General features: G+C 36.8%; 10 protein-coding genes, 1 tRNA gene and 3 rRNA genes. 4 read left to right on the top strand and 10 right to left on the bottom strand.

Features of this window, described 5'->3' with window-relative positions:
* Positions 1 to 41: 41 nt before the first annotated feature.
* Positions 42 to 1,187: an alanine--glyoxylate aminotransferase family protein gene (locus B5S50_RS11515; RefSeq protein ID WP_217301877.1), complete on the bottom strand. Its 1,146-nt coding sequence runs from the start codon at positions 1,185 to 1,187 to the stop codon at positions 42 to 44.
* 193 nt (positions 1,188 to 1,380) lie between these two features.
* Here B5S50_RS11515 and B5S50_RS11510 point away from each other — a divergent pair, with 193 nt between their 5' ends.
* Positions 1,381 to 1,977 carry a uracil-DNA glycosylase gene (locus B5S50_RS11510; protein ID WP_217301876.1) on the top strand — a complete coding sequence of 199 codons (597 nt, stop codon included), beginning with the start codon at positions 1,381 to 1,383 and terminating at the stop codon, positions 1,975 to 1,977.
* A gap of 114 nt (positions 1,978 to 2,091) precedes the next feature.
* Here the strand turns inward: B5S50_RS11510 and B5S50_RS11505 are convergent, their stop codons facing one another.
* From B5S50_RS11505 to B5S50_RS11495, 3 genes are read right to left on the bottom strand one after another with little or no spacing between them, the layout of a single operon-like run.
* Positions 2,092 to 3,051, bottom strand: a complete 960-nt coding sequence (locus B5S50_RS11505; protein WP_217301875.1) for a M42 family peptidase — start codon at positions 3,049 to 3,051, stop codon at positions 2,092 to 2,094.
* Positions 3,052 to 3,085: 34 nt separating this feature from the next.
* Positions 3,086 to 4,093: a M42 family metallopeptidase gene (locus tag B5S50_RS11500; RefSeq protein ID WP_217301874.1), complete on the bottom strand. Its 1,008-nt coding sequence runs from the start codon at positions 4,091 to 4,093 to the stop codon at positions 3,086 to 3,088.
* Entirely contained in the window at positions 4,084 to 5,115 is a 1,032-nt protein-coding gene (locus B5S50_RS11495; protein ID WP_217301873.1) for a M20/M25/M40 family metallo-hydrolase, read from the bottom strand. The genes B5S50_RS11500 and B5S50_RS11495 overlap by 10 nt, the downstream gene beginning before the upstream one ends.
* A gap of 511 nt (positions 5,116 to 5,626) precedes the next feature.
* Between B5S50_RS11495 and B5S50_RS11490 the strand changes: the two genes are divergently transcribed.
* Together B5S50_RS11490 and B5S50_RS11485 are read left to right on the top strand one after the other, a co-directional pair.
* A complete protein-coding gene (locus B5S50_RS11490; RefSeq protein ID WP_217301872.1) occupies positions 5,627 to 6,166 on the top strand; it encodes a winged helix-turn-helix domain-containing protein in 540 nt (179 codons plus the stop codon).
* Positions 6,129 to 6,704, top strand: a complete 576-nt coding sequence (locus B5S50_RS11485; protein WP_065079513.1) for a transposase — start codon at positions 6,129 to 6,131, stop codon at positions 6,702 to 6,704. Before B5S50_RS11490 ends, B5S50_RS11485 begins: the two co-directional genes overlap by 38 nt.
* Before the next feature lie 22 nt (positions 6,705 to 6,726).
* Here B5S50_RS11485 and B5S50_RS11480 read toward each other — a convergent pair whose 3' ends face one another.
* Both B5S50_RS11480 and B5S50_RS11475 read right to left on the bottom strand, forming a co-directional pair.
* A complete protein-coding gene (locus tag B5S50_RS11480; protein WP_217301871.1) occupies positions 6,727 to 7,092 on the bottom strand; it encodes a hypothetical protein in 366 nt (121 codons plus the stop codon).
* Positions 7,089 to 7,781 (bottom strand): response regulator transcription factor, encoded by a 693-nt coding sequence (locus B5S50_RS11475; protein ID WP_065079161.1) that lies wholly within the window; start codon positions 7,779 to 7,781, stop codon positions 7,089 to 7,091. Before B5S50_RS11475 ends, B5S50_RS11480 begins: the two co-directional genes overlap by 4 nt.
* A gap of 125 nt (positions 7,782 to 7,906) precedes the next feature.
* Here B5S50_RS11475 and B5S50_RS11470 point away from each other — a divergent pair, with 125 nt between their 5' ends.
* On the top strand, positions 7,907 to 8,401 hold the full coding sequence (locus B5S50_RS11470; RefSeq protein WP_065079162.1) for an HD domain-containing protein: 495 nt from the start codon (positions 7,907 to 7,909) through the stop codon (positions 8,399 to 8,401).
* A gap of 74 nt (positions 8,402 to 8,475) precedes the next feature.
* Here the strand turns inward: B5S50_RS11470 and B5S50_RS11465 are convergent.
* From B5S50_RS11465 to B5S50_RS11450, 4 genes are all read right to left on the bottom strand, one after another.
* Positions 8,476 to 8,551, bottom strand: a tRNA-Lys gene (locus B5S50_RS11465).
* A 5-nt stretch (positions 8,552 to 8,556) separates the two neighbouring features.
* Positions 8,557 to 8,673: ribosomal RNA gene (gene rrf / locus B5S50_RS11460) — 5S ribosomal RNA — on the bottom strand.
* A 110-nt stretch (positions 8,674 to 8,783) separates the two neighbouring features.
* Positions 8,784 to 11,673, bottom strand: a 23S ribosomal RNA gene (locus tag B5S50_RS11455).
* Between the two features lie 495 nt (positions 11,674 to 12,168).
* Positions 12,169 to 13,678: ribosomal RNA gene (locus B5S50_RS11450) — 16S ribosomal RNA — on the bottom strand.
* Together the 16S, 23S and 5S rRNA genes with 1 tRNA gene alongside form the textbook arrangement of a ribosomal RNA operon.
* Between the last annotated feature and the right edge of the window lie 92 nt (positions 13,679 to 13,770).

The raw sequence follows: 13,770 nt of genomic DNA, 5'->3' as shown, positions 1-13,770 counted from the left end.
AAAGAAGAATGGGAGCCATCAAATAAAGTTATCATTTTTTGTCATTCAAAACTTTCAACATTCTTTAAAAAGCAATCGGCCATATCGCACTGGCAATAAAATTGAAAGTTTTCTAGAGATTTTTGCAAAGAATATAAAGTATAACTCACCATATCTTTCTTTGCATTTTCACCCATATGTCCTATTCTTACTACTCTACCTTGTAAATATCCAAAAGATCCTGCTATTAAAACATTGAAATTATCTACCATATATTTTCTAAGCTTAAATTCATCTATTCCTTCTGGTACTTCAATAGCTGTAACTGTATTCGAATATCCATTTTCATTATAAAGACTTAATCCTGCCTCTTTAACTGCTATTCTAACACTTTTACCTATTTTACTATGTCTTTTCAAAATATCTTTATCTTTTAAAATATTATCCACCGCCGCTTTAAGCCCAACTATATCACTTATAGGCGGCGTATACGGAAACCACTTATCCTCATAATAATTTTTCCAAACTAGTAAATTGCAATAAAAAGACTTTATTGGTTTCCTTCTGTCTTTCATAGCTTCAAAGGCATCCTGACTTATACTTATTATTGTAAGTCCTGGAGGTGCAGAAATGCACTTTTGTGATCCACCTACCACTATATCTATATTCCAATTATCTACTTCTAACTTTTCTCCCCCCATTGCAGATACACTATCTACTACCGTTAATATTCCTTTTTCTTTAAGCATAGGACATATTTTTGATATGTTATTTAACATTCCTGAAGGGGTGTCGCAATGGACAACTGCAGCATACTTAAAGTTACTATCCTTATCTAAAAATTTCTTCAGTTCATCTACATCTATTTCCCTTTTTCTATTTCCTTTAAAAAACACTGCTTCTCCGTCATAAAGTTTTACAAAATCAGCAAACCCTTCACCATATATACCATTATCAATTACAAGTACCCTATCTCCTTCTTCTGTAAGAGAAGCACAAGCTGCTTCAAGACCAAGTATTCCTTCCCCACTTAATATTCTAACCTGATTTTTAGTATTTAAAAATTTAGCTATATCTTCACAGGTACCTTTATAAAAATCATAAAATTGAATATCTAAGTCAGGATTTGTACATCTTTCACTTCTGGCAAACCTAACATTATCTCTAACTTCTGTAGGCCCAGGCGTCATTATATATGGAGCTTCCATAAAAATCACCTCTTAAATAATTTTAGTTAGAATTATATCATCAGCTATATGCTTTTCAAAATGTATGCATACAATTTGAGCATGCACACATTATATCAATAATTTAACCTATACTTAATTCAAAATGCATTTAAAAGCTCTTTATATGCTAAAATATAATTGACATTAATAGTTTAAAGGAGGGACTTCTTTTATGAATGCTAAAGAAGAGCTTATAGAAAAAATCAAAAAAATATGTGATGGATATGATACAACACCTACTGGCGGATATATTTTTGGTGATGGTCCTATTCCCTGTAATATATTATTCATAGGTGAAGCCCCAGGCAAAACTGAGGTAGAACAAGGTAAACCTTTTGTGGGAATGGCAGGAAAGACCTTTGAAAGTTACCTAAACTCCATAGGTTTACAAAGAGAGAATATTAGAATAACTAACACTTGCTTTTTAAGACCAATAAAAATAAACCAAGGGAAAAATGGGAGAAAAACTATAAGTAACAGGCCTCCTAAAACTTCTGAAATTGAGCTATTTAAAGATATACTAAATAGAGAAATTGAACTAGTTTCCCCTAAAATAATTGTAACTTTAGGAAATACTCCTTTAAAAAGGCTTACTAAATTTAACTCTATAGGTGAATGCCACGGTAAAGTCTATTTTAATGAAGATTTAAAAAAGAATATATTTCCTATGTATCATCCATCTGCGTTAACTTATAATAGAAATGAGTCTTTCAAGCTTATGTATGAAAATGACTGGGAGAAATTAAAAAATACTCTAAGCAGTATTTAAAGTTCCCTTTTACTAATATATATTGTAAAAACTTTATAAAAATAACTTCTATGATGATTTATCATAGAAGCTATTTTTATAAAGGGCGTATCTTTATAAGATAGATTCTTTTTACTATATTATTTCTTTAAGGTTTTCAAGCTGTTTTAATACTTTTATAGTATCTTCTATATCATTTATAGATACCATCTCAGATGTGGAATACTTGTATCTACATGGTACTGCAATTTCTCCGGTTCTTATTCCAATTCTCTCTTTATGTACTAATTCCCCTTCAGATTTGCCTGTGCTTATGCTGTATTGTAGATTTATTTCTGATCTCTTAGCACAATTTTCTAACATCTCTTTTATATCTTTATGCATTATAAGCGAACTATCCATAATTTTAATTACTGGCCCTTCATCTATATTTATGTTGTTTTTTCTTTCCTCCGCATTTGCCGCATTTTCAGTACCAACTATTATACAATAATCAGGGTTTATATTATTTGCAGCAATTCTAGCACCTATTCCTCCTATTTCACCTTGAGATGCAAATACAAAATCAAGCTCTGCATTTTCTACTTTTACATACTCTATAAGCTTTAAAAGTATGTAGCATCCTACCTTATTATGTAAAAGTGGACTTATAACATTATTGTCACCTACACTTAAATACGGTCCTACAAGAGATGCCATATCCCCTTCATTTACCTTTTTTAAAGCATCTTCCTTTTCATTCACGCCTATATCTACAAATTCGCCTTCGTGAGAAGTATATATTTTTCCTAAGGTGCCATTATCAAACCTTATAAAACTATGGGATATATCCTCCTTTTTAAAATTTCCTATGTTGTCCACCCTTATCATGCCATCATCATCTATATGATTTACTATAAATCCTGCAGAATCCATATGAGTACACAGCATTATTTTAGTTTCACCAGAACCTAATTTTACTATTACATTACCTATATCATCTTCGTACATATCTTGATTAATTTCATTTAAACGTTCCTTTACTACTTCCCTCACTTCATCTTCTTTGCCACTAACTCCAAAAGAATTGATTAATTTTATTAGAAGTTTATCCATAAAAATTTCACCCCTCAATATTTTAAATTATCATCTATAAATCTGACAAATAACTTTTTACCAAAGTTAAAGTACTTTCATAATCCATCAAGCTGCACATTGAAATATTATAATCCATATGTTTGCATGGTATTAATACCGCTGCTGTCTTGCAGTTATTAATAGGTAAATGGACTGGTTTAAGTTTACTCGTATCCTTAGTACTTATGCTCTTTTTATAAGTAATTCCCATATTATCTGCCTTATTTCTAATAGACTTTACAATATCTCTATTAAATATAGACTCTTCCATATTAAAAGGTATCACGGGTCCTCCTGTAAGTTCATTTGTTTTTAAATATTCCGGTACACCTTCCCCATCAGTACTATTTATAGTATCTAAATCTATTATTATATCAGGCTTAACATTGTAAGCCGCAGTATAAATTCCTCTTTTATCTATATTTCCCTGGACATAAAATACTCCATATAAATCACACTCATATTTTTCCCTTAATAATTCTAAAAGTATAGAACATCCTATTCTATTATCTAAAGCCTTACCTTTTACCAAATTATCTCCAAAATCAGAAAAACTGCTGTCAAATACCACAAAATCTCCAAGTGAAACAGTCTTCCTGCACTCATCTTTGCTTGAGGCTCCAATATCTATACACATATCATCATAGGATATATTTTTATTTCTTTCACTTTTATCCTGAAGATGTATTGGTTTTATGCCTATAACACCGTGTACTTTTTTGTTTCCAATTAAAACAGTTTTGCAAGGCAGTGCTCCCTTTTCCATTTTACCTAAAGTTGAAAACTTTAGGGTTCCATCATCATTATAAGCTGTAATTATAAGACCTCTCTCATCCATATGAGAAGCTATCATTATTTTAGATGATGAATTATCATTACCACCGCTGCGGACTATAACATTTCCCATTCTGTCTATAGTTACATTATCAGTAAAAGTGTACAACTCCTCTTTTATTACATTTCTAATTTCTTCTTCGTAACCAGAAGGTCCTATACAGTTAGATAGCTTTTCTAAAAGCAAAATAATCCCTCCAATTCATCCTCTTTTAACTCTTGAATAAACCTAGCCAAAAGTCTTCCTGTGTTTTTGATATCTTTCAAATTTACCACTTCTACAGAAGTATGCATATACTTTATAGGAATAGATATAAGAAGTGTAGGTATTCCTCCTTCTGCAGTCTGAATATCCCAAGCATCAGTTCCAGTGTTTCCCGGCTCAACTTCAATTTGGTATGGAATGTTATATTTATCTGCAGTTTGTATTATCCTGTTTTTAATTTTAGTATGTATATTAGGGCCTATACATACAACTGGTCCTGCTCCCAGCTTATTTTCCCTATCACTATCCCCTAAAGTTCCACCATCAAAAGTAACATCAAGTGCTATACCTATATCAGGTTTAACTTCATAACTTGCCATTTTAGCTCCTCTATGTCCTACTTCCTCCTGACATGAGCACACAAAATAAACATTTAAATCTGGATTTACATTTTTAAGTTCTTCCGCACAAATGTACATAGCAAAAATGCTAGCTCTGTTATCTATTGACTTACAACTTACATTGTCATTTAAAAGCTCTACCATGTTTCTATCTAAAGTAATATAATCTCCTACTTTAATTAAACTTCTTAACTTTTCTATACAAAAGCCAGTTTCTATATATAGGTTTTCCATACTAACTTTATTTTTTTGTTTACCACTATAATCATATTTTAACCCCACAACTCCAGATACATTTTCTTTTCCATGAATGATAACTTCTTGAGCAACAAGGCTTTTGGCATCTATTCCTAATCCTTTAAATTTTATAAAACCTTCTTTTGTTATTTCTTTTACCATTAAAAAAATTTCATCTGCATGAGACATTATCATTAATTTGCTAGAGGTTTTTCCCTCTTTATGTATATACATATTATTGAGCTTACTTATAGTTATATCTCCAAATTGGTTAAAATTATCTTCTATAATCGAATACAACCAGTCTTCTCTGCCACTTGGTGCATGAGTTTCGCATATTTCTTTGAATAAATCTAAGTCCTCCATTTTTACCTCCAATCAAATACACTGATAATTTAATTACACATTAGTTATCATATATTCTGCAGCTAACTTTATAACCTATCATAATCCAATTATAGCATACATATAAACAGAGTTCTTGGCATCAGATGGAGTTTTGACTCCACCTGATGCTTAGAAATCGTTATCCAGGGACGTACCTGCTCTTTACTCCCACTTGGAGAAAATCAGTTATCCCAAATCTTTGATTTGGTGATAGTCGCTTTCACAGAGTGCGTGGGAGTATTAGAGCAGGTAGTCATCGGATAAATAAAAGTTTTCACTTAGAAACTTTACGTAAAATTTCTAGGTGAAAACTTATTTTTATTCACTATATCTTATTCTATCTATAATTGATTCCTTTTTTAATTTATTTTCAATTAAATAAGTTATGAGTATTGTTATTATATAGGGTTTCTAACTAAAATATTAACTTATACAGAATAATTAAAATTCTTCTCCAAATACTAAATGTACGGAGAAAGGAGTTTTAATTATGGGAAGAAAATCATTTGAAATAGAATCACTGTATGATTATAAAATTGAAGATTTAATTGAGCTAAAAAACACTACGAATTCTAAATTTACTAGATTAGTATTAGCTGTGGTTACTATGAGATATCGAGGATGCTCAAATAGAGATATTATGATAGAAACAGGTCTAAGTAAAGTATCTATAGTTAAACATATTAAAAATTGGAACGAAGTTGGCATCAAAGCTATAAAAGATCATCGTGGCGGTAGTGAAGCTAAATTAGAACCAGAAATAGTTGATGATCTTATAGACGTAGTTCTAAAAAAATCCCCTATAGATTTTGATTTTACATGTCATACTTGGACTTTAGCGCTTTTAGCTCTATATGTTGAAAAAACATATGGAGTAAAAGTTTGTAATGAAACTATCAGATCCATTTTAATATCTCATAATATATCTTATAAAAGATCTCAACCTAAACCTACAAAAGCTGATAAAGATGAACAAGAAGCTTTTAAAAAAAATGCCAAAACTGCTAGATACTTTAGAGTCTTCATCTGATACTATTGTATATGCATTAGATGAGACTGGTATCAGCATAGAGTCGGACAACTATTCATCTTGGAGCCCTGTAGGTAATCCCCCTATACTAGAGAAGAATGCTTCGCATAAAGGGGTAAATATTGTAGGGTCTACTTCAATTTTAAATAATTTTCATACTGTCAATGATGTTTATTCTTCCCAAGAATCTATAACATCTGAAAAAATTAAGTCGCATATAGAATATCTGATGGAACTTAATCCTAATAAAAAAATTGTAATATTTATGGATAATGCTAAAACCCATACAAGTAAGCTAATGCAAAGCTTTTACTATGATAACAAAGATAAATTGAAGGTAGTACTTCTACCAAGGTATTCCCCATATATGAACCCTCAAGAAAATATGTGGAGAAACCTAAAAGCAAAGTTGTTTAAACCATCTGCTAGAAGTTGTATATGGGAATTAGTATCAGATATTAAAATTCTTTTTGACGAACTTAATTCTAATTTTGCTAAGATTCATTCATTAGCTTATGCTAGAAGTTTCCTAGTATAAGTTAAATTATCACTTAGAAACCCTATAATATAAACAATATAAAATTAATTTTTATCATATTATATACATTTTTATTAAACGCATCATCATTCCATGCTGTAACTTCATCATCATAACCATATTTTTTAGCAATACTTTTTCCATATTCCAAATTTTTAGCATCATACTTTTTAAACAGCACAGTTTTTACAATTTCATTTTCATTTTCAGGATTTAATCTTGTAAGTGTTCCAACTAATTGAAGTGTGGCATTTATATTTTGCTTATACACTTGTTCAGTTATATAGTAATTTACAAAACAAGTTATCACCGAAATACTTAATATAGTAATAATCATTACATTAAATACTCTCTTTAATAATGGATTTTCTTTTAAATATTCAATCATATCTTTACACATCCTTCTGTCCATATATATCCCATTCCCCTAATATTCTTTATATATTTAGGCTTTGAAGGATTATCCTCTATTTTTTCTCTAAGTCTTCTTATATTTACTGCTATGGTATTTTCATCTACAAATGTGTTATCTATGTCCCATAATTTATTTAAGAGCTGACCTTTGGTTATGATTTGTCCTGCATTATCCATTAAATACTTTAAAAGTTTTATCTCAGTCCTACTTAGAAATAATTTCTCTTCATTTTTTAACACTTTCATATCCGTTATAGAAAAAACTATATCTCCAGATACGATTTTTTTGCTTTGATTTTTATTAGAATTTCTTCGAAGGAGGGCATTTATTTTAGACATTAATACCATAAGACTAAATGGCTTGGCTATATAATCGTCTGCTCCCATATCAAGTCCTGTTACAATATCGATTTCTTGATCACAAGCCGTTAAGAATATAATAAGTAAATCATTCTTTTTTCTAATTTCCCCACAGAAATCAAATCCATTTCCATCAGGCAACCCTACATCAAGGAGCATAAGGTCAATGCTATTTTCTGCTAATATTATTTTTGCTTCGTCAATAGTTCTTGATGAAAAAACCTTGTATCCTTCTTTATTCAATTTAAAGCTAATTCCCCTATTTAATGATTTATCATCTTCTACCAATAAAATACTTTTCATTATACCTAATCCCCTATTTTCTAATTATAAATATGTAAATATATTAATATTTTATCACAGTAAAATTGATATACTAACACAAATTAGATATACTAATACTATAATTTAAATATAAGGAGGTACTCATGTCAGATTTACCAAGTCACGTTACTAAAAAAATGATACTTTATTTTGGAAATGATATAAAAAGAATAAATCATGCTTTAAAAGTATATGGTTTCAGCAAAACTATAGGCCAATTAGAAGGATTAAACAATAATGAAATGCTTATACTTGAATTAGCTTCCATACTTCATGATATAGGGATTAAAGAAAGTGAAAGGAAGTATAATAGTTCAGCTGGAAATTATCAAGAAATTGAAGGTCCTCCTGTAGCTAAAGAACTGCTTAAAGAAATAGATCTAGATGATACAATAATTGAAAGAGTATGTTTTTTAATAGGTAATCACCATAGTTACAATAAAATTGATAAAATAGACCTACAGATATTGATTGAAAGTGATTTTTTAGTAAATGCATATGAGGATAATATTAAAATATCTGATATAGAATACATGAAAAGTAAATATTTTAAAACTTCTACGGGAAAAGAACTGCTTAATTCAATTTATGTTAAATAATTAAGGCCATATTTTATGGCTTTTTTCCATATAAAAAAATATATAAAAAAAGAAGTACATTCAAGTACTTCTTTTGGTGGCTCACCGGGGAATCGAACCCCGGACAACATGATTAAAAGTCATGTGCTCTACCAACTGAGCTAGTGAACCTTATTACCTGGCAGCGACCTATTCTCCCACAGGGCCTCCCCTGCAGTACCATCGGCACTGTGAAGCTTAACCTTCCTGTTCGGTATGGAAAGGGGTGTTACCTTCACGTCATTACCACCAGATTATTATCGAAAATTGCTATTTCTATCAATTTTCTTTTCTATTATCTTTTAAGAGTTCAAATTACTCTGTCCTCTCAAAATTGCACAGTAAACTTTTCTTTCGTCTTTATTTGGTCAAGCCCTCGACCTATTAGTATCAGTCAGCTTAACAAGTTGCCCTGCTTACACCTCTGACCTATCTCCTCGTGTTCTTCGAGGGGTCTTACTAGCTTACGCTATGGGAAATCTTATCTTGAGGTGGGCTTCACACTTAGATGCTTTCAGCGTTTATCCCTTCCCAACTTGGCTACCCAGCTATGCTCCTGGCGGAACAACTGGTCCACCAGCGGTCGGTCCATCCCGGTCCTCTCGTACTAAGGACAGCTCCTCTCAAATTTCCTGCGCCCGCGACGGATAGGGACCGAACTGTCTCACGACGTTCTGAACCCAGCTCGCGTGCCGCTTTAATGGGCGAACAGCCCAACCCTTGGGACCTACTTCAGCCCCAGGATGCGACGAGCCGACATCGAGGTGCCAAACCTCCCCGTCGATGTGAACTCTTGGGGGAGATCAGCCTGTTATCCCCGAGGTAGCTTTTATCCGTTGAGCGATGGCCCTCCCACGAGGTACCACCGGATCACTAAGCCCGACTTTCGTCCCTGCTCCACTTGTTTGTGTCGCAGTCAAGCTCCCTTCTGCCTTTGCACTCTTCGAAGAATTTCTAACCCTTCTGAGGGAACCTTTGTACGCCTCCGTTACTTTTTAGGAGGCGACCGCCCCAGTCAAACTGCCCGCCTAACATTGTCCCGTCTCCAGTTTCATGGAGCCCGGTTAGAATTCCAGTACTGTCAGGGTGGTATCCCAACATCGACTCGGTAATGGCTGGCGCCACTACTTCCTAGTCTCCCACCTATCCTGTACAGACAATACCGAAATTCAGTGCTAAACTGCAGTAAAGCTCTACGGGGTCTTTCCGTCCAATCGCGGGTAGCAAGCATCTTCACTTGCACTTCAATTTCGCCGGATTTGTTGTCGAGACAGTGCTCAAATCATTACGCCATTCGTGCGGGTCGGAACTTACCCGACAAGGAATTTCGCTACCTTAGGACCGTTATAGTTACGGCCGCCGTTTACTGGGGCTTAAGTTCTGACCTTCGCTTGCGCTAAGTCTTCCCCTTAACCTTCCAGCACCGGGCAGGCGTCAGCTCCTATACTTCAGCTTTCGCTTTAGCAGAAACCTGTGTTTTTGATAAACAGTTGCTTGAGCCTTTTCTCTGCGGCCACTTGCGTGGCTCTCCTTCTCCCTAAGTTACGGAGTTAATTTGCCTAGTTCCTTAACAACAATTCTTCCGATGGTCTTAGGATTCTCTCCTCACCTACCTGTGTCGGTTTGCGGTACGGGCACATAAAAGCTCCATAGAGACTTTTCTCGGCAGCGTGAAATCAGGTACTTCCCCTTGCGGGTTCCCCATCACACCTCATCATTGATATACCGGATTTTCCTGGTATACCTGACTCGGTGCTTAGACATACATCCATTTGTATGCACACCTTATCCTCCTGCGTCATCCCTTTTGTCAAACGCTTTTATGCGGTATCGGAATTTCAACCGATTGTCCATCACCTACGCCTTTCGGCCTCGGCTTAGGTCCCGACTTACCCTGGGCGGACGAACCTTCCCCAGGAAACCTTAGGTTTTCGACCAATAAGATTCTCACTTATTTCTCGCTACTTATGCCAGCATTCTCTCTCCTGTACAATCCACTGTTCCTTCCGGTACAACTTCAACTCATACAGGATGCTCCTCTACCACTCTTTCGAGTCCACAGCTTCGGTGGTAAGTTTTAGCCCCGGACATTTTCGGCGCATGATCTCTTGACTAGTGAGCTATTACGCACTCTTTAAATGAGTGGCTGCTTCTGAGCCAACATCCTAGTTGTCTTAGAAATCACACATCCTTTCCCACTTAACTTACACTTTGGGACCTTAGCTGGTGGTCTGGGCTGTTTCCCTTTTGACCACGGATCTTATCATTCGCAGTCTGACTGCCGGAATTCAAGTATATGGCATTCGGAGTTTGATAAGGTTCAGTAACTGTTGTCAGCCCCTACCCCATTCAGTGCTCTACCTCCATTACTCATTTCCGACGCTAGCCCTAAAGCTATTTCGAGGAGAACCAGCTATCTCCGAGTTCGATTGGAATTTCTCCGCTATCCACAGCTCATCCCATGGTTTTTCAACACCAACGTGGTTCGGTCCTCCACGGAATTTTACTTCCGCTTCAACCTGGCCATGGATAGGTCACTCGGTTTCGGGTCTACAACATACAACTTCGCGCCCTTTTCAGACTCGGTTTCCCTCCGGCTCCATACCTTAAGTACTTAACCTTGCTGCATATCGTAACTCGCTGGCTCGTTCTACAAAAAGCACGCCGTCGTACTTTACGTACTTCGACTGTTTGTGGACACACGGTTTCAGGTTCTATTTCACTCCCCTCCCGGGGTTCTTTTCACCTTTCCCTCACGGTACTCCTTCTCTATCGGTCACCAGGTAGTATTTAGCCTTGGGAGGTGGTCCTCCCTGTTTCCCACAAGGTTTCTCGTGTCTCGTGGTACTCTGGATTAGATCTGGCTGCTCTTTGCTTTCATTTACAGGGCTTTTACCTTCTCCGGCGGAGCCTTCCAGCTCTCTTCAATTAACACTTCACAGTATTTATGACCTATCCGCAACCCCAGGAACAAGTTCCTGGTTTGGGCTCTTTCCCGTTCGCTCGCCGCTACTTAGGAAATCGATGTTTCTTTCTCTTCCTCCGGGTACTTAGATGTTTCAGTTCCCCGGGTTTGCCTCTACAAACCTATGTATTCAGTTTGCAGTACCTAGCGTTATCTAGGTGGGTTTCCCCATTCGGATATCTCTGGTTCTCTGGCTATTTGCGCCTACCCAGAGCTTTTCGCAGCTTATCGCGTCCTTCTTAGGCTCCTGGTGCCAAGGCATCCTCCATGCGCCCTTTGTAGCTTGACCTTTATTATCGAAAATTGCTATTAACTTCGCATATCTTCGTCAACCTTTTCGCTGTGGTGCTCATTTACATAAGTAAACTCTGCTCCTCGCTCAAATCTTTCCTCGATCTGCTCGTTACTATCAATTTTCTTATTATCATCATATCATCTTTAAAATGATACTTTACTACAAAGGTTATATTATAACCTTAGCTTTACTTTATTTCTTATTTACTGTGCAATTTTCAAAGGACAATTTTTCAATTTACATTCCTAATTGGTTGTAAACTGAAAGAAGAATCTATCTGATCCTTCAAAATTAAACAGAGTGAAAAATTGCTATTAACTTCGTATATCTTCGTCAAAATCATTCACTGCGGTACTCATTTACATTAGTAAACTCTGTTCCTCGCTTATGTTTTTCCTTGATATACTTGTTACTATCAATTTTTAAGTATTAACTTACTTAAACCATCAATTTATAAGATAGATTATACTCTATCTTTCGACTCCCTAGAAAGGAGGTGATCCAGCCGCAGGTTCTCCTACGGCTACCTTGTTACGACTTCACCCCAATTACTAACCCCACCTTCGGCCGCGTCCTCCTAAGTTAGACTACGGACTTCGGGTGTTGCCAGCTCTCATGGTGTGACGGGCGGTGTGTACAAGGCCCGGGAACGTATTCACCGCGACATTCTGATTCGCGATTACTAGCAACTCCAACTTCATGTAGGCGAGTTTCAGCCTACAATCCGAACTGGGGGCAGTTTTTGAGGTTTGCTCCACCTCGCGGTCTTGCTTCTCTCTGTACTGCCCATTGTAGCACGTGTGTTGCCCTGGACATAAGGGGCATGATGATTTGACGTCATCCCCACCTTCCTCCGCGTTAACCGCGGCAGTCTTGCTAGAGTGCTCAACTAAATGTTAGCAACTAACAACAGGGGTTGCGCTCGTTGCAGGACTTAACCTAACATCTCACGACACGAGCTGACGACAACCATGCACCACCTGTATCCCTGCCCCGAAGGGCTTCTCTTATCTCTAAGATATTCAGGGTATGTCAAGTCCAGGTAAGGTTCTTCGCGTTGCTTCGAATTAAACCACATGCTCCGCTGCTTGTGCGGGCCCCCGTCAATTCCTTTGAGTTTTAATCTTGCGATCGTACTTCCCAGGCGGAGTACTTATTGTGTTTACTGCGGCACAGAAGGGGTCGATACCTCCTACACCTAGTACTCATCGTTTACGGCGTGGACTACCAGGGTATCTAATCCTGTTTGCTACCCACGCTTTCGTGCCTCAGCGTCAGTTACGGTCCAGAGAATCGCCTTCGCCACTGGTGTTCTTCCTAATCTCTACGCATTTCACCGCTACACTAGGAATTCCATTCTCCTCTCCCGCACTCTAGATATCCAGTTTGAAATGCAGTGCCCGGGTTAAGCCCGGGTATTTCACATCTCACTTAAATATCCGCCTACGCACTCTTTACGCCCAGTAATTCCGGACAACGCTCGCCACCTACGTATTACCGCGGCTGCTGGCACGTAGTTAGCCGTGGCTTCCTCCTTGGGTACCGTCATTATCGTCCCCAAAGACAGAGCTTTACAATCCGAAAACCTTCTTCACTCACGCGGCGTTGCTGCATCAGGCTTTCGCCCATTGTGCAATATTCCCCACTGCTGCCTCCCGTAGGAGTCTGGACCGTCTCTCAGTTCCAATGTGGCCGATCACCCTCTCAGGTCGGCTACGCATCGTCGCCTTGGTAGGCCGTTACCCTACCAACTAGCTAATGCGCCGCGGGTCCATCTCAAAGCGGATTACTCCTTTAAATCAATCTCCATGTGAAAACTGATTATTATGCGGTATTAATCTCCCTTTCGGGAGGCTATCCCCCTCTTTGAGGTAGGTTACCCACGTGTTACTCACCCGTCCGCCGCTAATCCACTCCCGAAGGAGCTTCATCGCTCGACTTGCATGTGTTAAGCACGCCGCCAGCGTTCGTCCTGAGCCAGGATCAAACTCTTAATTTAAAAGTTTGTATTGACTCTTCTTATTACGAAATTACTTTTTTAGCTGCTCTCGCAGCTCAAAAGAATTGCTGGTTTATTCTAAATAAGTTGTA

Source organism: Clostridium sp. 001 (assembly GCF_019056555.1).
Taxonomy (GTDB): domain Bacteria; phylum Bacillota; class Clostridia; order Clostridiales; family Clostridiaceae; genus Clostridium_B; species Clostridium_B ragsdalei.
The sequence above is the reverse complement of the archived record's forward strand: the minus strand, read 5'-3'. Positions and strand labels throughout refer to the sequence as shown.

What these genes read in the sequence shown, in the direction of transcription:
- B5S50_RS11515 (WP_217301877.1), bottom strand. Translation starts at nt 1,187, where the DNA reads ATGGAAGCTCCATATATAATGACGCCTGGGCCTACAGAAGTTAGAGAT.
- B5S50_RS11510 (WP_217301876.1), top strand. Translation starts at nt 1,381, where the DNA reads ATGAATGCTAAAGAAGAGCTTATAGAAAAAATCAAAAAAATATGTGAT.
- B5S50_RS11505 (WP_217301875.1), bottom strand. Translation starts at nt 3,051, where the DNA reads ATGGATAAACTTCTAATAAAATTAATCAATTCTTTTGGAGTTAGTGGC.
- B5S50_RS11495 (WP_217301873.1), bottom strand. Translation starts at nt 5,115, where the DNA reads ATGGAGGACTTAGATTTATTCAAAGAAATATGCGAAACTCATGCACCA.
- B5S50_RS11490 (WP_217301872.1), top strand. Translation starts at nt 5,627, where the DNA reads ATGGGAAGAAAATCATTTGAAATAGAATCACTGTATGATTATAAAATT.
- B5S50_RS11485 (WP_065079513.1), top strand. Translation starts at nt 6,129, where the DNA reads ATGCCAAAACTGCTAGATACTTTAGAGTCTTCATCTGATACTATTGTA.
- B5S50_RS11480 (WP_217301871.1), bottom strand. Translation starts at nt 7,092, where the DNA reads ATGATTGAATATTTAAAAGAAAATCCATTATTAAAGAGAGTATTTAAT.
- B5S50_RS11475 (WP_065079161.1), bottom strand. Translation starts at nt 7,781, where the DNA reads ATGAAAAGTATTTTATTGGTAGAAGATGATAAATCATTAAATAGGGGA.
- B5S50_RS11470 (WP_065079162.1), top strand. Translation starts at nt 7,907, where the DNA reads ATGTCAGATTTACCAAGTCACGTTACTAAAAAAATGATACTTTATTTT.